21 protein-coding genes are annotated in these 17,330 nt (G+C 50.7%); 11 read left to right on the top strand and 10 right to left on the bottom strand.

Features of this window, described 5'->3' with window-relative positions:
• The first annotated feature begins 15 nt into the window (after positions 1-15).
• Genes MKX51_RS18260 through MKX51_RS18250 form a run of 3 tightly spaced genes read left to right on the top strand, consistent with a single transcriptional unit; the run spans position 16 to position 1,925 of the window.
• Entirely contained in the window at positions 16-648 is a 633-nt protein-coding gene (locus tag MKX51_RS18260) for a pyridoxamine 5'-phosphate oxidase family protein (protein ID WP_340993368.1), read from the top strand.
• A 21-nt stretch (positions 649-669) separates the two neighbouring features.
• On the top strand, positions 670-1,284 hold the full coding sequence (locus MKX51_RS18255) for a class I SAM-dependent methyltransferase (protein WP_340995639.1): 615 nt from the start codon (positions 670-672) through the stop codon (positions 1,282-1,284).
• A 23-nt stretch (positions 1,285-1,307) separates the two neighbouring features.
• On the top strand, positions 1,308-1,925 hold the full coding sequence (locus MKX51_RS18250; protein ID WP_340993367.1) for an HAD family hydrolase: 618 nt from the start codon (positions 1,308-1,310) through the stop codon (positions 1,923-1,925).
• A gap of 93 nt (positions 1,926-2,018) precedes the next feature.
• On the opposite strand, the gene MKX51_RS18245 is transcribed toward MKX51_RS18250, so the two are convergent.
• Positions 2,019-2,783, bottom strand: a complete 765-nt coding sequence (locus MKX51_RS18245) for an SDR family NAD(P)-dependent oxidoreductase (protein ID WP_340993366.1) — start codon at positions 2,781-2,783, stop codon at positions 2,019-2,021.
• A 13-nt stretch (positions 2,784-2,796) separates the two neighbouring features.
• The gene (locus MKX51_RS18240; protein WP_340993365.1) at positions 2,797-3,582 is read right to left on the bottom strand and encodes an acetoacetate decarboxylase family protein; all 786 of its coding nucleotides are present in this window, start codon (positions 3,580-3,582) and stop codon (positions 2,797-2,799) included.
• Positions 3,583-3,714: 132 nt separating this feature from the next.
• Here MKX51_RS18240 and MKX51_RS18235 point away from each other — a divergent pair, with 132 nt between their 5' ends.
• A complete protein-coding gene (locus MKX51_RS18235; RefSeq protein WP_340993364.1) occupies positions 3,715-5,307 on the top strand; it encodes a PucR family transcriptional regulator in 1,593 nt (530 codons plus the stop codon).
• Here MKX51_RS18235 and MKX51_RS18230 read toward each other — a convergent pair.
• The gene (locus MKX51_RS18230) at positions 5,259-5,624 is read right to left on the bottom strand and encodes a GNAT family N-acetyltransferase (protein ID WP_340993363.1); all 366 of its coding nucleotides are present in this window, start codon (positions 5,622-5,624) and stop codon (positions 5,259-5,261) included. The two genes, MKX51_RS18235 and MKX51_RS18230, sit on opposite strands and share 49 nt — an antisense overlap.
• 139 nt (positions 5,625-5,763) lie before the next feature.
• On the opposite strand from MKX51_RS18230, the gene MKX51_RS18225 reads away from it, so the two are divergent.
• Both MKX51_RS18225 and MKX51_RS18220 read left to right on the top strand, forming a co-directional pair.
• Entirely contained in the window at positions 5,764-6,681 is a 918-nt protein-coding gene (locus MKX51_RS18225; protein ID WP_340993362.1) for a hypothetical protein, read from the top strand.
• Positions 6,682-6,890: 209 nt separating this feature from the next.
• Positions 6,891-7,250 (top strand): hypothetical protein, encoded by a 360-nt coding sequence (locus MKX51_RS18220; protein ID WP_340939940.1) that lies wholly within the window; start codon positions 6,891-6,893, stop codon positions 7,248-7,250.
• Between the two features lie 22 nt (positions 7,251-7,272).
• Here the strand turns inward: MKX51_RS18220 and MKX51_RS18215 are convergent, their stop codons facing one another.
• Genes MKX51_RS18215 through MKX51_RS18205 form a run of 3 tightly spaced genes read right to left on the bottom strand, consistent with a single transcriptional unit; the run spans position 7,273 to position 7,818 of the window.
• Positions 7,273-7,458 (bottom strand): hypothetical protein, encoded by a 186-nt coding sequence (locus tag MKX51_RS18215; protein WP_445322015.1) that lies wholly within the window; start codon positions 7,456-7,458, stop codon positions 7,273-7,275.
• A gap of 35 nt (positions 7,459-7,493) precedes the next feature.
• The gene (locus MKX51_RS18210; RefSeq protein WP_340993361.1) at positions 7,494-7,670 is read right to left on the bottom strand and encodes a hypothetical protein; all 177 of its coding nucleotides are present in this window, start codon (positions 7,668-7,670) and stop codon (positions 7,494-7,496) included.
• Between the two features lie 37 nt (positions 7,671-7,707).
• A complete protein-coding gene (locus MKX51_RS18205; RefSeq protein WP_340993360.1) occupies positions 7,708-7,818 on the bottom strand; it encodes an HTH domain-containing protein in 111 nt (36 codons plus the stop codon).
• Between the two features lie 264 nt (positions 7,819-8,082).
• Between MKX51_RS18205 and murQ the strand changes: the two genes are divergently transcribed.
• The 4 genes from murQ to MKX51_RS18185 all read left to right on the top strand — a co-directional run bounded on the left by murQ (position 8,083) and on the right by MKX51_RS18185 (position 12,409).
• Positions 8,083-8,970, top strand: coding sequence for an N-acetylmuramic acid 6-phosphate etherase (murQ, locus tag MKX51_RS18200; RefSeq protein ID WP_340993359.1), 888 nt, complete (start codon positions 8,083-8,085; stop codon positions 8,968-8,970).
• A 26-nt stretch (positions 8,971-8,996) separates the two neighbouring features.
• Positions 8,997-10,415, top strand: coding sequence for a PTS transporter subunit EIIC (locus MKX51_RS18195; RefSeq protein ID WP_340993358.1), 1,419 nt, complete (start codon positions 8,997-8,999; stop codon positions 10,413-10,415).
• Between the two features lie 28 nt (positions 10,416-10,443).
• Positions 10,444-11,496, top strand: coding sequence for a MupG family TIM beta-alpha barrel fold protein (locus tag MKX51_RS18190; protein WP_340993357.1), 1,053 nt, complete (start codon positions 10,444-10,446; stop codon positions 11,494-11,496).
• A 61-nt stretch (positions 11,497-11,557) separates the two neighbouring features.
• Entirely contained in the window at positions 11,558-12,409 is an 852-nt protein-coding gene (locus tag MKX51_RS18185) for a MurR/RpiR family transcriptional regulator (protein WP_340939946.1), read from the top strand.
• A gap of 102 nt (positions 12,410-12,511) precedes the next feature.
• Here the strand turns inward: MKX51_RS18185 and MKX51_RS18180 are convergent, their stop codons facing one another.
• Complete coding sequence (locus tag MKX51_RS18180) at positions 12,512-13,351, bottom strand: Rpn family recombination-promoting nuclease/putative transposase (RefSeq protein ID WP_340939948.1); 840 nt, start codon at positions 13,349-13,351, stop codon at positions 12,512-12,514.
• Positions 13,352-13,381: 30 nt separating this feature from the next.
• Positions 13,382-14,299 carry a LysR family transcriptional regulator gene (locus MKX51_RS18175; RefSeq protein WP_340993356.1) on the bottom strand — a complete coding sequence of 306 codons (918 nt, stop codon included), beginning with the start codon at positions 14,297-14,299 and terminating at the stop codon, positions 13,382-13,384.
• A 130-nt stretch (positions 14,300-14,429) separates the two neighbouring features.
• On the opposite strand from MKX51_RS18175, the gene MKX51_RS18170 reads away from it, so the two are divergent.
• A complete protein-coding gene (locus MKX51_RS18170) occupies positions 14,430-15,593 on the top strand; it encodes an MFS transporter (protein WP_340993355.1) in 1,164 nt (387 codons plus the stop codon).
• Positions 15,594-15,644: 51 nt separating this feature from the next.
• Here the strand turns inward: MKX51_RS18170 and MKX51_RS18165 are convergent, their stop codons facing one another.
• Positions 15,645-16,343 (bottom strand): sensor histidine kinase, encoded by a 699-nt coding sequence (locus MKX51_RS18165; protein WP_340993354.1) that lies wholly within the window; start codon positions 16,341-16,343, stop codon positions 15,645-15,647.
• Between the two features lie 2 nt (positions 16,344-16,345).
• Positions 16,346-17,098 (bottom strand): LytR/AlgR family response regulator transcription factor, encoded by a 753-nt coding sequence (locus tag MKX51_RS18160; RefSeq protein WP_340939954.1) that lies wholly within the window; start codon positions 17,096-17,098, stop codon positions 16,346-16,348.
• Positions 17,099-17,330 lie beyond the last annotated feature (232 nt).

Below are 17,330 nucleotides of genomic sequence, written 5' to 3'. Positions count from 1 at the left end.
GAAGCGGGGTGCGGGATGAATAAACCTTTTCATGACATGCTGACATCGGAAAATGAGCTTAGAGAGCTTCTGGGCTATCCGAGTGAAGTGGTGAAGCGCAAAGCGATCCATCAGCTGGATCATCACTGCCGTGATTATATAGCGATGTCCCCTCTATTATTTCTGTCCACAGCAGATGAACACGGCTCATGCGATGTCTCTCCGCGCGGGGATGCGCCCGGTTCGGTGCTGGTGCTGGATGAAGGACATCTGGTCATTCCTGAACGTCCGGGCAACCGCAGATTGGACTCTTTGCTGAATATCCTGGCTAATCCGCATATCGGTCTGATTTTTGTGATCCCGGGACTTGAAGAGACCCTGCGGGTTAACGGGCAAGCCTATATCATTAAGGATGAGCCTATTCTGGATCGGATGAGAGCCAGAGGCAAGCGGCCTGCGCTGGGGATCGGGGTGAAGGTGGAGGAATGCTATATGCACTGTGCCAAGGCCTTCAAAAGATCGCAGGTCTGGGACCCCGGCACCTGGCCTGCTGAAGCCACGCTCCCGTCTGCTCAGGCCATCATCGCCGCTCATGTGAATGCAGCGGAGTTCACAGAGGAAGTGGTGCGGCGCGGGATAGAGGAGAGCTACCAGAAGCGGCTGTATTAAGAAGGAGAGTGAACGGTGGGGATGGATACAGAGCGGCTGATACGGATTTTTGACAGGCAGGCCACGGACTATGACCGTAAAAGAGAAGATCCGAAGCAGCGGCGCTGGCGCCAGAAGCTAATCGGTTCTGCGAAGGGTGAGCTGCTGGAGCTTGCCGTCGGAGCCGGGGCGAACTTCCCGTTCTATCCTCAAGGCGTCAAGATCACGGCTGTGGACTTCAGCGGAGCTATGGTTGAGAAGGCTAGACGGGCCGCCGGACAGTACCGCCTGGATGCCGATTGTATATGTGCAGATATCGAAGACATGAGCTTTGCCGCGCATTCGTTCGATACGATTGTCTCCACGCTGTCCTTATGCAGCTATAAGAACCCGCTGAACCTGCTGGTGAAGCTGAACCGCTGGTGTAAGCCGGACGGCACCATCCTGCTCCTGGAGCATGGACTCGGTTCTAACCTAATGGTTACTTCGCTGCAACGGGCGCTGAATCCGCTCCTGTACCGCATCTATGGATGCCATCAGACCCGGGATGTTCTTGGACTGGTGCGGGAGTCGGGGATGCAGATCCGCAGAGCAGAGAGCTATTCGCTGAATATGGTGCATTTGATCTGGGCGGGGCCTCTAGAACAACAACTATGATCTGAAGGTGAGGGGAATGCGAAATGGACAGTATTATTTTTGATCTGGACGGTACGTTATGGGACCCGACGGAGACTGTAGTGGCAGGATGGAATCATGTGATTAACAGCTACAATGGAGCTGCAAATGAAGTAAGTATAGAAGATTTACAAGGCATTATGGGGCTGCCGGTGCCGGAGGTTGGTCGAAGGCTGTTCCCTGATACGGATGAGGATACCCGGCAGAGGATGCTGGATGATTGCTGTGACATGGAATGTGATGTGCTGGCGAGACAAGGCGGAAGATTATACGAACAGGTGGAAGAGGTGCTTCAGGCATTATCGGCTAAATATAAGCTGTTCATCGTAAGCAACTGCCAGGCGGGGTACATTGAGGCCTGTTATGCGTATCATGGGTTGCAGAAGTATTTCACAGACTACGAGAATCCGGGGAGAACCGGACTGTCCAAGGGAGAGAATATCAAGCTGGTCATGGACAGAAATCATCTGATGAGTCCTGTCTATGTAGGCGATACAGAAGGGGATAGGAAGGCGGCCAGGTTCGCGGGGATTCCTTTTGTATATGCAAGATACGGCTTCGGTGAAGTGAGCAGTCATGATTACGTGATTGACCGGCTGGATGGGATGTTGGATTTGTTCTGATTCGCCCTCCATATAAGGGACGTCCCTTTCTGTAAAAGCTAGAGCTGCCCTCCAGCCATTCCAAGGCTAGGAAGACAGCTCTTTATGCTAGGATCAGACGGCTGTCCAGCCCCCGTCCACATACAGCGTCTGGCCTGTCGTGTAGCTGGAAGCATCCGAGGCGAAGTAGAGGACAGCGCCGTTCAATTCATCGGGGTTGCCGGGCCGGCCCATGGGGCATAGCGTATTATACTGCTCCAGAAATTGGTCCTGGTACAGTGCGCGGGTCATCCGGCTGGGGAACAGGCTGGGTCCGATCGCATTCACTGTGATTCCGTAAGGAGCAAGGGTCGCACCCATGCCGCGGGTCAGATTCACGACAGCGCCTTTGGAGGCATTATAGGCATGCAGGGCGGCCAGCTTGCTGCCCTTCACACCGCAGATGGAAGCAAGGTTGATAATGCGGCCCGCCTTGCGTGCCTTCATGGCCGGGATCACAGCTTTGGACATGAGATAAATACTCTTCACATTGGTATCCATCACCCGGTCCCATTCCGCTTCCGCCAGTTCCTCGACAGAGCCTGCGGAGGCAACTCCGGCATTATTCACCAGGATATCTAACCGTCCGAAATGCTCCAGCATCCTTGCTACCACCGATTCAATCTCCGTGCTGCGGGTTACGTCGCATTGGAGCGGAAGCGCCCGGCGGCCCTGGGCTTCAATCTGTTGCCGCGCCGCTTCCAGCTCGTCCACTCTTACATCCAGCAGGGCAACATCCGCCCCTTGCCCGGCCAGAGCTTGAGCCAATTCCGCGCCTATTCCCCCGGCTGCGCCTGTCACCACTGCTACTTTTTCGCTCAAATCAAATGGATTTCTCACAGGCACACCTCCATTAATTCCACCAATCCCAGCGCAAGTTGGAGTAGGGAAGGAACTGTTCAGGATCTACAGCAGTCAGAACCTCACCGCGTTCAAGGACGGTATTGCTGACCGTGTAGATGCCGCCCAGCATACGAACGACTTCCAGCTCGGCCCAAGGATCATGCGGAGAGTCATGCAGGTGAATCTCAACTTCTGCCGCTGTGCGCACACTGATATCCATTGAGGCTGTCTGCCGGATCAGCAGCGGTCCAAGATCAAATCCGCGTCCATCTGGAGACTTAGAATACTTCATATTGAAGACAGGCAGGCCATCACCATAATGTTCAGAAATGATGCGCTGTCCGTCTACGGCATTCATTTTACCGCTAAGTGCAGCTTCTACATGGAAGAATTCAGTGCCCCGCCGTGAGACGCTGCCTGCTATATGCTGATCCTCCTTCTGGAGACCGATGTCGGCCATCTTCTTGGGGAAGCCGTAAATCTCACGCCCCAGGCCCATCGCGATATCATCGCTGATCGGCATGGACAGGCAGTAGGTGCCCGGTTGCCCGTTGTACGATGCCAGAACGAAGACCGCAGCTTCACGGTAAGGCTCGCAGAAGCTGGTGCGGGGATAGTTGGCTACAAAAGCATGCACAAGCGGTCTTGGACCCGGCGTAAGCGGGGCAGGCAGAATGCTGCGGATCACTTCGGGCGAAGTCTCCCAATAGACAGTTAGTGTCTCGGCATTATAGAAGGTCGTAGGTGTATTGATTCTTTTGGTAATCTCATTCACATCTTTTACGAAGCTGCTCATCTGAATCTCCTCCTGTGATATAGGGTCACGAATAATGTAACATGACTATTCCAGTGATTATATATATGGAAAATATAAAAATAAATGGGAATATTGTGCGCGGCGCACTATAATAATCAAGGGGGGAGAGCGATGAATGTAACCTTTGAACAGATTAGCAGACAATTTAGTAAGCAAGCCCTACATATCCAGTGGAACAAAGCAATAACGACAGCATATTCAGATACGATGCTGATTACGAAGAGCCTGACGCATTTTGCGCCTGAATTTATTTATGTAGGCTACCGGTCCGGATTACCGGATCACGCAGAAGGGTTGGAGCAGGCCAGCCTGATGCTGATTAATGATACTGTGGAGCCAGCTTCAGGCCAGCATCAGCAGATGTATAGCAGACAGAACCGTATGGAATTCGGGGCAGGGGAAGATGTATTCGAGCTCTATAATCAGATCCGGGGGCTGTTCCTGGAAGAGGCTGAACGGGAGCAGGCTAAGGGCCGGATGCTTGAGGCCTGTGTCGCCGGCAAAGGACTGGATGCAATCGTCTGTGCGGCGGCAGAGCTGATGGGCAATCCGGTAATTATCATCGATGTAAGCTATAAGGTTCTGGCTTCTTCGGATTGTAGCGGGGTTAGCGATCCCATCTGGAGCGATAATCTGCACAAAGGCTACTGTTCCTATGATTTCATAGCTGCCGTCCACCAACTGAAGAGTGTGCAGACCGGCATAGAGTCGCTGGAGGCTTACGAAGTGGAATGCAGCGGAAGCCGGGTGACCAAGCTGGTCGCCAAGATTAGGATCGGCAGCAAGCCTGTCGGGAATGTGATTGTGCTGGGCGACACACGCCCGATTGAACAGAAGGATCATGAGCTGGCGGGTTTTACGGCCGGGCTGGTGGCAGCGGAGCTGGCTAAGAACAGCTTTTACAGGAATTCAAGCCAGGCGGAATATGAAGAGCTGATCTATGAATTGCTGGAGAATGAGGAGAACGGACCGGTACTTATTCAGGAGAGCCTGCGGAGCGGAGTGCATCTGCCTAAGGGCAGATTGTCTATTCTGGTGCTGGAGCTTACGGGGTATGAGGCTTCCGCTTCCGGCAAACACACTGGTTATTTAAGGGATCAGCTGCACCTGCATTTCGGGGAAGAGCGCCTGATTTTTTACCATGAATATATGGTAGGGGTCAGTGAGGGTGATACTGCATCGTCCAGGTCAAGAGAGTATGATCCAAGCTTGCGGGAATTTCTCGTCAGCCATCAGCTCCGTCTGGGGATCAGCAGGGAATTCACCGACCTTACGGACTGCCGCAAATATTATCTGCAGGCGCTCAAGGCGCTGGAGATCGGGCGGATCGTCTGGCCTGCGGAGCCGCGTGTGCTATATGCTGATGTGCAGCTGTATGACCTGTTATCCCCGCATGCGCAGCATGATTCCCGGGATGTCACCCATCCGGCGCTTACGGTCCTGCGTGTATTCGATGAGAAGCATCATGCCGACTTGTATCATACCCTCTATTGCTATTTGAATAACAACCAGCAGCTGCAAAAGACCGCCGACGAACTATTCGTCCACCGCAACACCCTGCGGTACCGCTTACGCCAGATCGACGAACTGATTCAGCTTGATTTGCGCCAGATCGATCAGGTACTAAGGCTATATATGTCCTATCAAATGACAGATTATCTGGAAAAGCTCAATGGGGGAGGGAGCAGGGCCTCCGACATATAACCTTGCCCCCAATAGTCCTTCCAGATGTCATAACCGATCTCCACCTGCTTCCGTTCAGCGTCCCAGTAATGATAGCCGCAGGTGCCAATGAAGGAACCGGTCTCCCGGTCAAACATCCCATAGCGATGATGGCCTTTGCCTTCAGGCTGGGCGTAATGCTCAATAATCTCCACAGCTTCGTTATAATCGCAGGGCGGCTCACTGAAGTATCTGCACATGTCCGGGTCCGAGAATTGCTTGTAGACGGCATCGGTGTCTAATTGATTCAGTAAGCGGAAGTATAGACGGCTGGTTGTAAAAGGTTCGGATAAGTTCATTGATGATTCTCCTATTCATGGGCAATATTTCATAATATTATTATGCGATCATATAATCGGGTTGTCTATGACAGTGAAACCAGATGTTAATGTATGGTAAAATATAAGCACTACGTCTATTTATTGAAGGGGTGTGCTTATGAGGCCGAAGAGATTAACCAAAAACCTGGCAGCCATGCTTGCCTCCGCACTGTTATTGACTAGCACCGGAATTACCGTTCTTGGCGCTTTCCCGCAGAAGATCGAGGCAGCGGCGGTGAAGCCTACAACAGCCTTCGCTTTATTCGAACAGAGATTGCAAAAGCCGTCTTCCATTGGCCTGGCCCAAGCTACGCTGGTTAACCGGATCGGCCAGATGACGCAGCTCGAAGCGAATCTGGCGGTGCTGCATCTGGAGAATGCACTAAAGGCTTACCTTCCTACAGCAACCAAACGTATGAATGCGCCTGTCGTTCAACTGGATATCAAAAATATATACACCCCCGGCATGTCCATGGCGTTGGCACGCTCCAAGGTGAAGCGGTCCGAGTCACGGATTGTACTGCAAGACTTGACGGCCATGAACTATAAGCTGGAGAGGGGCGGCGGCGGGTTTGTTCCGGTCATTCAATACAAGAGCTTCAAAGGATTCAAGCCGTACCTCAGCAAAGATCTCCAGGTATATATTGACCTGATGGCCGCAGAGTCGGAGCAACCCACTATGATCAACAGAACTTTACAGGTGGACTGGTACCAGGTCGTGGAACGGGCGGTGCAGTATGAAGCCTTTGTGCAGACGTATAAGACCTCTAACCGTGCCGCCGCCATGAAGGAAGCCTTTGAAGCTTCCAAGCAGATTGTGTTTAACGGAGCCCCCAACACACCGCTGTTCGACAAGAAGACCCAGGTCATCCTTCTAAAAGCGGCAATTGCGTATGAGAATACCCTTTCTGAGGCAGGTCCTGAGCAGATTGAGGCCAGCAGGCTGCTGACTCAGCTGGATGATTTCCTCCTGCTTGTGGAGCAGAATGGCGATAAGAAGACTCAGGCTGTGATGGATTATCTGGAAGCTATGTAGTCAAGACCACTTACATCTTGTGGAAGAAACCGGGCTGTTGCCGAAGCAGCCCGGTTCTTAGTGCGCAGAACCCGGGCGCAAAGACCCGCAAAGCATATCTTCCTATAGGCCCGAAGCGTCATTAATCACAGAAAAGGAAAACGATTACAATTATAATGTAAGCGTTATCTAAATGCTGTGTACGTTTTTACGCAGGAGGGGGAAGAGGCTTGAGTATTCACAAGGTTTCCTTTAACATGCTTGTAATTATGGGTTTTAGCATTCAGTACGCATTGATGCATCTGTTTTCTGCAGGCGAGGTCATCGCCATTTCATCGGCTGAGCTTATTATTTATATGGCATTCACTTTTGCCGGACTCGGCAGATTCTTTCGGCGCAGAAGACAGGTCCTGAACGAGCAGGGCTGCGGGTCTGCCGGACTATTTTTCAGCGTATTATGGACGGTCTCCCTGTGCTCCCAGTTCCGCAAAGAGAGCTACCCGGATGCACTGACGATTATTAATTCGCTGGGTGTATCGGCCGCCGGGCTCGTTCTGCTTACCGAGATCATTATATTGTTTAAGGTCTAAACAAACCGCTTGTCAGTGAAGTTCAATCGGCATCGTCCATGTAATGTCTGCTGATCTCGCGGGCTCTGTCCTGAATCAGAAGCTTCAGCGCAAGCGGCTCCCGGATACGGATCGCTGTACCGAACGACAGCAGATACTTGGGCAGGTACTTGTTCATGGACGGAACATCGAGCAGGAACCGCGCCTCCCGGTCGTTCCGTTCCGTCAAGTAGTGACGCAGATGCCAATTGCTGCATAGCTTGTTCAGCGTATCAGGCTCCCCTTCAATGCGGATAACCGCAAGGGGGCCGGCTTCTTCCTGCTCCTCTTCCGCTTGGCTGCGGAAGTAGCCTTCAGCTCTAACGCGTTGAAGAACAGAGGGGTCTCGCTGAAGCTGTCCAGAATATACACTCCGCCGTCATGCCCGGATTCCGCAACCACCGGTACACTGCTGGCACCAAGCGCGTCGATATTACCGTTACACGGTCCGGACGCTGATCTCCAGACTGTCCGCAATCTGTGCGGCAGTGAGTTTTTTGCCGGACTGCAGCATCCATAGCATAGCCAGCATATTATCCCATTTTGCCATTTGAAGTCCGGTTCCTGACTAACAATAGTGGATGACAAAAGGAGCGATTCTGCGTTAGGGTTGATGGAGGCGTAAAGGGGAATTATAGAAGAAGGAAACATGAACAAGCTCCTGTGTGCATCGCAGGGGTTTGTTTTTGTATGTGTTCAATTCCTTATTGATATTTAATTTTAATAAAATAATAATTATGTTGAAATAATATTTCAGTAATGGTATTCTGCATTTAGAGAGCGATTTCATAAACGGAAAAGGATGATGGAAATCATGTTAGAGCATTTGACAACGGAGACCCGCAATAAGAAGACCATGAACCTGGATGAGTTAACACCGCTTGAGCTTCTGGAAGTGATGAATGAAGAAGATCACAAGGTCGCACAAGCTGTGAAACAAGTCATTCCGCAAATTGCGCAAGCTGTGGAAGTGATTACAATGGCGATCAAACAAGGCGGACGCTTAATTTACATGGGGGCTGGAACAAGCGGGCGTATCGGCCTGCTGGATGCTGTTGAATGTCCGCCAACCTTTGGAACAGCACCTGAGGAGGTCATCGGGCTAATTGCCGGGGGAGAGAGGGCGTTTATCAAAGCCGTCGAAGGCGCAGAGGACAATGAACAATTAGGGGTGCAGGATCTACAGGATATTAAGCTGACAGCGAAAGATGTTGTCGTCGGCATTGCCGCCAGCGGACGCACACCCTATGTGATCGGCGGATTAGAATATGCCAATTCTATTGGAACACCCACTGTAGCTGTGAGCTGCAACAAAGATTCAGCGATTGGCAGAATTGCCGGGATTGCGATTGAAGTCGTAAATGGACCGGAGGTATTAACCGGGTCAACACGTTTGAAGGCGGGGAGTTCGCAGAAATTAATCTGCAATATGCTATCAACCGCTTCGATGATTCGTACGGGCAAAGTATATGGAAATTTAATGGTGGATGTACAGCTGACCAATGAAAAGCTTGTAGAACGTGCCAAACGGATTGTGATGGATGCGACAGAGTGTGACGCTGAAACAGCGGAGCGTGTTCTGAAGCAGGCAGATCAGAAACCGAAGATTGCCATTGTGATGATTCTTGCGGGGCTAACTAAGGAAGAAGCTGTGCAGCGGCTGGAAGCATCACAAGGCTTCGTCCGTCAGGCGATTCAATAATACGATAAGAAGAAGGGGGCTACAACATGAGTAAATATCATGATTTAGCGGTCAAAATATTAGGGGCCATCGGTGGCCGTGCGAATGTATCCGAGTACACCCATTGCATGACTCGTCTTCGTGTAACTGTTGTGGACCGCAGCCGGATCGCTGAAGCGGACTTGAAGCAAATCGACGGGGTTCTGGGAGTAGTGGATGATGAAACCTATCAAGTCATTCTCGGACCTGGGGTCGTGACCAAGGTAGCTGAAGAATTCGGTAAAGTGTTGGAAGCAAGCAGTCCTGGGGGCGATCCTTCAACTTCGGCTGAACAATTACAGGCCAAAGGCGCACAAATGAAGGCGCAGCTAAAAAAGAAGAATGATACGCCGTTCAAAAACTTTTTGCGGAAGATCGGAAATATATTCATCCCGCTTATCCCTGCATTCGTTGGAGCCGGATTAATTGCGGGTATTGGCTCTATTCTGGCGAACAATATTACAGCGGGTAATTTAGACACAGCAACCTGGCAGCAATATGTGACGATATTAAATGTCATCAAAAATGCGATTTTCAGTTACCTGGTGATTTATGTCGGTATTAACGCTGCCAAAGAATTCGGAGCTACGCCTGCTCTCGGGGGAGTAATCGGCGGGGTAACACTGTTAACAGGGGTTACAGCAGACCTGACCATTACTAATATATTTACGGGTACACCTCTGACACCGGGTCAAGGCGGGGTGATCGGCGTTCTCATCGCCGTATGGATTCTGTCCATCGTTGAGAGATATTTGCGTAAAGTGATTCCTGATGCGGTTGATATTATCGTTACACCTACAATCGCCTTGCTGGCTGTAGGGCTGGTAACCATCTTTTTCATCATGCCGTTCGCCGGATTCATCTCAAGCAATTTAATCGGAGCGATTAACTGGACGTTAGAAGTGGGCGGAGCATTCTCAGGCTTTGTGTTAGGAACTGCGTTCCTGCCGCTTGTTATGTTAGGGCTGCATCAGGTGTTGACGCCGATTCACATTGAGATGATCAATGATTCAGGGATGACGCTGCTGCTGCCGATGCTGGCTATGGCCGGTGCAGGCCAGGTTGGGGCTTCCATCGCCTTATGGATTCGCTGCAAGAAGAATAAATCATTGACGAACATGATTAAAGGTGCTCTTCCGGTGGGGATTCTGGGAATCGGTGAGCCATTGATTTACGGGGTTACTTTACCGCTAGGCCGGCCGTTTGTTACAGCTTGTATTGGAGGCGGGATTGGTGGTGCGGTCATTGGTTTATTCGGCAACGTTGGAGCCATTGCTATTGGTCCTTCCGGAGTTGCCTTAATTCCCTTGATTGCGGGTGGATTATGGCTGAAATACGTAATAGGCTTAATTGCAGCTTACGCTGGCGGATTTATCGCCACTTATCTCTTCGGTACACCCAAAGAGGCTATGGCAGAACAGAATTAAGCGACCCTGAGATATTGAGGTGATTCCAGTGCTCGGAATTTCAATTTTTGTGGCGGACCGCACGTTAGAAGACAATGTGAAGTATATGGAACACATGAAGGCTGCAGGCTGTACCGAAATATTCACCTCTCTTCATATGCCGGAGGATGAGTTCGGAGCATTGAAGGAGAAATTGCTGGAGACCGCAAAGGTTGCCCGGCGGTTAGGAATGGACCTGATGGCGGATATCTCCGGGCAGGCATTGGAGAACTTTTCGTTACCCTTTCTACTAGAGGCTGGTGTTACAGGTTTGCGGATGGATTTCGGCTTTGAAGCCCGTGACATTGCCGCCTACTCCAACAAAATGAGAATCGCCTTAAATGCCAGCACCTTAACCCCGGAATTCTTAGCCGCATTGAAGGAGCATCCGATGTGTCTTGAGAACATTGAAGCCTGGCATAATTATTATCCCCGCCCGGAGACAGGTCTGGATAAGGAACCGTTCATAGCGAAGAACAGGTGGCTGCAAGCGGAAGGGATTACGACGATGGCCTTTATTCCGGGAGACGGGCTGAAGAGAAAACCGTTATTTCAAAGCTTGCCTACCCTGGAGAAGCACCGGAATCAATCTTCTTTTCTAGCCTACCTGGAATTAGAGCAAGATTGTGCAGTGGACAAAATTTTCGTTGGCGATTTAACCCTCTCAGAAGGATCTCAGATTCAATTTCAGCGGTATGAGGAAGGGGTTATTCCTTTGCGGGTAACCCAAGAATTACCTTATGCCTTATGGGATAAGGTCCATCGGAACCGCCTTGACTCTGCCCGTGATGTGATTCGCTCTGAGACGGCACGGACAGATCAGGAGCGTTTTGGAATGACCCGAAGGATTGCGCCTATGCATACGAACAAGCGGCCCAGAGGAACAATTACCGTCGATAATTATTTGTATGGCCGCTATGAACATGAATTACAGATCGCATTAAGAGATCTGCCGGCACATGAGGCTGTTAATGTGATTGGTCATGTGATAGAAGAGGACCTTCCTCTATTGGACTACGTCAGACAAGGCGGAAGGAGCTTCAGCTTCACGGCTGCTACTTAATGATTACTCCCTTCTATTTTGTTACAATAAGGAGAATAGACTGAGGAGAGGAGTTTAGAACTTGGCAGCAGGAAGTATGATTTCTCAAATTGAACTGGTATTAAATGAACTGCCGGAATCCGAAAAAAAAGTAGCGGAGTACATTCTTGCCAATGCTAAAGAAGTGATGCATATGAGCATACATGAGTTAGCGGCTAAAGCGGAGGCAAGCAGTGCGGCGGTTGTCCGTTTTTGCCGTTCATTGGGCATCGAGGGCTTCCCCGCCCTGAAGATCCGTTTATCCGCAGAAGTAGAGAATACGAATTATGTCGGCTACTTTGATGTAGAATCCAACGAGACGGTGCATTCGATCATTGATAAAATGTTGTCCAATACCATATTGACCTTTCAGAATACAGCCAGTCAACTGGACGCGCATTCGATTGAGCAGGCCGTGAGCCTGTTACAGCAGGCAGAGGTTATTTATGTTTATGGGATAGGCGCCTCTTTTATTATTGCAGAGGATGCGGCACAGAAATGGCTGCGGCTCGGCAAAAATGTATATGCTATTTCAGACCGTCATTTATTGGCGGCAGCTATGGCTACGAAATCAGAGAACGCTGTCTTCTGGGGAATTTCGTATAGCGGGGAGACGGGCGAGGTCATTCAATTAACCAAACGGGCCAAGGAGCACGGGATCAAAACAATCAGCCTTACCCGTCCTGGAAATAACAAGCTTTCCCAGCTGGCGGATGTTTCTTTATTTACATCACGTGCCCCGGAAGCCACACTTCGCAGTGCGGCAACCAGCTCAAGGTTTGCCCAATTATTTGTGCTCGATATTGTCTTTAGCGTATATGCTTCTGCCCAGCATGATTTAACTGTGGAGCAGCTGGCGAAGACAAGGCAGATGATTGAAGTTTTGAATGACTAATGTTGAACCTCTCTATAAAAGGGGCTGTCCTAAAAGCCATGATATGGCTGCTTGGGATGGCCCCTGTTTGGTAAGTAGCATCAACGTGTGGATGCTCATTCTTTACTTTCTCAAAGAATGGATCTCCTGCTCTGTTAATCCAGTGGCCTTTACAATGGTCATTATGTCCAGATTCAAGTCCAGCATATTCTTCGCTACTTCTTTGATACCTTCCTTGATACCTTCCTTCATACCTGCCAATTTGGCACTTCCCAGCATGGAGGCCTCATCATGCAAATACTTCTGTCTCGCTTCATACAATCGTCTGGCCTCTGAATCCTGACTCAGATATTGCAGAGTATCCATCGCCTTCTCTAATCCCGGCTCATTCATCTTCAGCACCTCCCAGTGTGATGTATCCGCACCTTTCAGGAACAATAGCCAATTGATCAGTCCACCTTCAGTTGGCACACTAAGTTCATCAAGCTTCGGTAATTCCAAGAAATGAACCTCGATGTCGTCAATCAAGGATATCCCTGTCCGGTCTTCCCGCAAATGAAATACGTTATGATATTGCTTATTCTTCAAGAACGAATAATTCAAAATATTGATCGTTACGCATTTCTTCAATTCTGGATACTTTTCACCCTCGCTGAGTTGACTCGCATATCGTTTACTCCAATAAAAAAGCGTTCTTTTCTCTATGTCGTACTTATTAAACAGCTGCATCTCTATATCAATCAGTTTACCTTCTGACGTTCTGGCATAAACATCAAAGATGGACTGTTTATCCAGTGGATCGTCTTTATCCGTATATGGATTCATTAAAATAATCTCAGTCAACGGCGGCTCGCCAGCTTCGGTGAAAATGCGGTTAAGAAATGCCAACAGTACATCCTTGTTGTTCTCGCTGCCAAATATCCGTTTGAATACAAAATCCACACGCGGGTCCAGTAATTCCATCGGCCATCAACTCCATTCAATATTATTATATCATTTTTCAAGGGTTCGAAGCCCGTCCTCAAGCCGGAGATTGTCGATCAGGAACCGGCGCAGGCTGCTGATGAAGGTATGGGTGGCATGGCTGATGTAGCGGTCAGCCCGGTAGATCAGTCTGAGGTTGCGGCAGGGGGCGGTATTCAGGATCGGAATGGAGCGCAGTCTGCTGTTCTCCATGCCCTCAAGCAGTCCGCGCGGTTGTATGGTACCGCCAATCCCGGCCTTGACCAGCTGAAGCAGCGAGGTGGCTGATCCGGTCTCCATGATCGGTTCCAGCTCGAAGCCTGCCTCCCGGCAGGTATTCTCCACCAGCTCTCTGCCGATATAGGTGCGCGGGTACATTACAAGCTGGATCTGCTGAAGTGATGACAGCTCAATGTGGCTCTTGGCGGCATAAGGATGATCCTCGCGGACAATCAGATGATAAGGCTCCCAGCCCAGGTCCACTTGAGTCAGCATGGAATCACGCGGACCCGGAAGGCAGATGCCGATGTCCAGCTTGTTCTCCAGCACCTCCTGCTGAATAAGCGTTGAAGCGAAGACCTGGAGCCGGATATTCGGAAAATCGGAATGGAATTTAACCAGCATCGGAGTTAGGCGGTAGTCCAGGTCAGAGGGCAGCACCCCAAGCCGGATCATGCCGCGGTTGTCGGAGCGCAGCTCATTAATCGCTGCCTTGGCATTCTGCTCATTCTGAATCATCCGGGCTGCGTAGTCCTTCAGGAGGGCACCAGCTTCGGTAAGGGCAATCTTTTTGCCGATCCGGTCGAACAGGGGCATGCCCATTTCACCTTCCAGTACTTTAATCTGCTGGCTTAGTGTCGGTTGGCTGATGCCCAGTCCCTCAGCGGCGCGTGTGAAATGCAGTTCTTCGCAGACGGCCATGAAATAGTGCAGGTGGCGGGTTTCCATGGAATTCACTCCTTTCAGGATAAGATCATAGTCAATTACTATTATAATAATATAAACAATAGTATTGATCAATATATGACATCGCCGTATACTCAGGCTAAATACAAAATACTGATATGGAGTGATGGAAATGCCTTTCTTACTATTATTCGTTGCCTTGCTGGCAGCCTCATTAAATATGCGTCCGGTAATCACTTCGGTCTCACCGCTGCTGGGTAACATTCAGAGTGATCTGGGGATGAACAGCCTGCAGGCCAGTCTGATGACAACACTGCCAGTCCTGTGTATGGGAATATTCGCCCCCCTTGCCGTGAGCATCAGCCGGCGCTTCGGTCTGGAGCGCACGATCTTCGGGGCTATGGTGCTGATCGGGGCGGCGACAGCCGCACGCGGGTTCCTGTCTTCATCCTCCGGTCTCATTCTGACGGCGCTGGCAGCAGGCGTAGGGATCGGAATTGCCGGACCGCTGCTGTCCGGCTTCATTAAGCGTCATTTTCCCGGCCGCTCGGCTATGGTCAGTGTGTATTCCGCCTCAATGGTGATGGGTGCTTCACTCGCAGCCGGGCTGGCTGTTCCGGTCTATACCTGGCTGGACAATTCCTGGCAGCTGTCCCTGGCGGTATGGGCAGTCTTGTCGCTCGCCGCTCTCCCTGTCTGGTGGAGGATTGCCGCGCGGTCCAAGCCGCTGAAGGAGCAGACTGCACATGCCCGGCTGCCCTTGGCTAACGGCAGAGCCTGGCTGCTGACCATATTCTTCGGCCTTATGGCGAGCATCTTCTATTCGCTGACTGCCTGGCTGGCGCCGATGGCCGCATCCATGGGGTATAGCAAGCATGAAGCGGGCAATCTGCTCACACTGTTCACCTTGATACAGATTCCGGTAAGCATCCTCGTGCCTATCCTTGTGGCCAGATTCCAGCGGCGCACGTTATGGCTAGTGCTGTGCAGTCTGTTCGAGCTAAGCGGACTGCTGCTCCTTCTGGGCTCAGCCTCACCGCTGCTGAGCGCAGTGCTGCTCGGCATTGGCGCCGGCGGATTATTCCCGCTGGCTCTAATGCTGCCGCTCTTAATGACGGAGCGGGCGGAAGAGGCCAGCTCCTGGTCGTCGCTTAATCAGGGGGGCGGGTATTTTCTCGGAGCTTTGGGACCGCTCGCGGTTGGCCGTATCTACGATGCCTCGGGTTCCTTCCAGCCCGCGCTGATCGGCATGGCTGTGGTTACTGTACTTATGATCGCGGTACAACTGATGATAGGCAGAAGCTCACGCGAGAGCAACGCTCTAAGGAACGGATAGGCTGACGCTGCGGGCTTCTTGATCCATACGAGTCGGCGCGGCAACCTGTATTTAGCTTCCAGTCTTCGCATAAGGCAGAACAACAACCGTTTCGTACTTCCCTGGCTTGACGGTGGTTCTCAGGTGCCCGCCGTATTTGCCCGTAACCTGTTGAATAGTACTTAAGCCGATTCCGTGCATTTCAGGATGGGCCCGGCGGCATGGCGCTGCTGTGCTGGCGGGAGCGGCCATGGAGTTGCCAATATAGATAACGAGGGCATTGTTGTTCGAATGGATATGAAGCTGAATGGATCTGTTCTGAGCCGGCCGGACCTGTCTCGCAGCATCTATGGCATTATCCAGAAGGTTGCCAAGTACTATGCACAGATCGTAGTGTTCAATGTTAACAGGTGCACCGGAGAGCTGTACCTTATGCTGCATGGCAATGTTCAGGTCAGAGGCGAGGTTAAGCGCATGGCTGACCAAGGCATCCACCGCCAGGTTGCCGGTAGTGATGGTGTTGCAGGAGGCCTCGATCTGTTGCAAAATCCCGTTAATATGATCTGCGCCCTCTGCCGCATGACCTGCTTCAATACAGGCGCGTATGTATACCAGTTGCTTGTTGATATCATGAATGATTCGCTTGATGTCCATGAAGGAATGTAAGGTATCCTGATAGCTGAGCTCCTGGGCTTCAAGCTGTCTGTGCAGACGGCCATTCAACTCCGCCAGCCGGGCGGCCTCATTCCTCCTCCTGAACCATAAGACCATCGTTATCCTCTCCCTTGAATTTCTTCCAGCACATACCCGGCATAGACATCCTTGAAGGCCTTCGACTGGGAACGTCCAATAGGATATTCTTCATCACTGGACATAACCACGGAATTCGCGTTGAATCTGCGGACATGCTCCAGATTGACAATTATGGAACGGTGAATCAGCAGGAACGGATTGCCCAGCTTATCCGAATAGCTCTGCAAGGTGCCATTAATGAGGTACTCCCGGGAGGCAGTGATGAGCTTCAGCTTATTTTGGGCAAGGGAATGCTTAATTTTGACAATAGCAATAATATCGGGCCGCCGCAGCACCACCTGATCATCCTCTACCTTAATGGTGAAGAAGCGGTTCGGGCTGGAATGAATATAGCTGCACAGCTTAAGTATTTTGTCTTGGAATAATTCATAGGGGACTGGCTTGAGCAGGTATTGGAAGGTCTGAACGTCGAAGCTGTCCATGATGTATTCAGGATAGCTGCTCAGGAAGATAATTTGCACATCGCGGTCAGGCAAAGACCGGATAGCCTGAGCGGTTTCAATTCCGCTGATCCCGGACATTTCCACATCCAGAATCAACAGGTGATAGGTGTATTCTCCCTGCATGGCTTTATAATGCTGCAGCAGCTGTTCGCCGGAAGAGAAGCAGTGGACATCAAATGAATAGTTGGTCGACAGCGACAGCAGCTTGAAATACTGCTTCACCTTGCTCAGAACCTCGGCATCATCATCGCACACGCCTACATGAAACAATTCGATCTCTCCTTTTAAATGTCGTTATCCCTCATAGACTAGCAATAAAATGAACCAGGGAATGCGTTTGCATGCCTTATTATACCATTAACATACATAATGTTCCATAAAGTGAAAGGATGCGTTATATTGAATTCAGAAGAGATGGAAGAGATCAATGATAGATTCAAATGTGAAACAAATCACGTTATGCCGTGGCTATCCAGCAACACAATCCGTTATTTCCCGTAAG

Source organism: Paenibacillus sp. FSL M7-0420 (assembly GCF_038002345.1).
GTDB lineage: Bacteria > Bacillota > Bacilli > Paenibacillales > Paenibacillaceae > Paenibacillus_AQ.
Note: the sequence above shows the minus strand (reverse complement) of the source record. Positions and strands in the feature narration are given on the sequence as shown.

Excerpts from the sequence above, each read along its gene's own strand:
- MKX51_RS18165 (WP_340993354.1), bottom strand. The coding sequence starts at position 16,343 with ATGGTCTTATGGTTCAGGAGGAGGAATGAGGCCGCCCGGCTGGCGGAG.
- MKX51_RS18230 (WP_340993363.1), bottom strand. The coding sequence starts at position 5,624 with ATGAACTTATCCGAACCTTTTACAACCAGCCGTCTATACTTCCGCTTA.
- MKX51_RS18260 (WP_340993368.1), top strand. The coding sequence starts at position 16 with ATGAATAAACCTTTTCATGACATGCTGACATCGGAAAATGAGCTTAGA.
- MKX51_RS18240 (WP_340993365.1), bottom strand. The coding sequence starts at position 3,582 with ATGAGCAGCTTCGTAAAAGATGTGAATGAGATTACCAAAAGAATCAAT.
- murQ (WP_340993359.1), top strand. The coding sequence starts at position 8,083 with ATGTTAGAGCATTTGACAACGGAGACCCGCAATAAGAAGACCATGAAC.
- MKX51_RS18205 (WP_340993360.1), bottom strand. The coding sequence starts at position 7,818 with ATGGCAAAATGGGATAATATGCTGGCTATGCTATGGATGCTGCAGTCC.
- MKX51_RS18180 (WP_340939948.1), bottom strand. The coding sequence starts at position 13,351 with ATGGAATTACTGGACCCGCGTGTGGATTTTGTATTCAAACGGATATTT.
- MKX51_RS18255 (WP_340995639.1), top strand. The coding sequence starts at position 670 with ATGGATACAGAGCGGCTGATACGGATTTTTGACAGGCAGGCCACGGAC.
- MKX51_RS18175 (WP_340993356.1), bottom strand. The coding sequence starts at position 14,299 with ATGGAAACCCGCCACCTGCACTATTTCATGGCCGTCTGCGAAGAACTG.
- MKX51_RS18250 (WP_340993367.1), top strand. The coding sequence starts at position 1,308 with ATGGACAGTATTATTTTTGATCTGGACGGTACGTTATGGGACCCGACG.
- MKX51_RS18235 (WP_340993364.1), top strand. The coding sequence starts at position 3,715 with ATGAATGTAACCTTTGAACAGATTAGCAGACAATTTAGTAAGCAAGCC.
- MKX51_RS18225 (WP_340993362.1), top strand. The coding sequence starts at position 5,764 with ATGAGGCCGAAGAGATTAACCAAAAACCTGGCAGCCATGCTTGCCTCC.
- MKX51_RS18170 (WP_340993355.1), top strand. The coding sequence starts at position 14,430 with ATGCCTTTCTTACTATTATTCGTTGCCTTGCTGGCAGCCTCATTAAAT.
- MKX51_RS18195 (WP_340993358.1), top strand. The coding sequence starts at position 8,997 with ATGAGTAAATATCATGATTTAGCGGTCAAAATATTAGGGGCCATCGGT.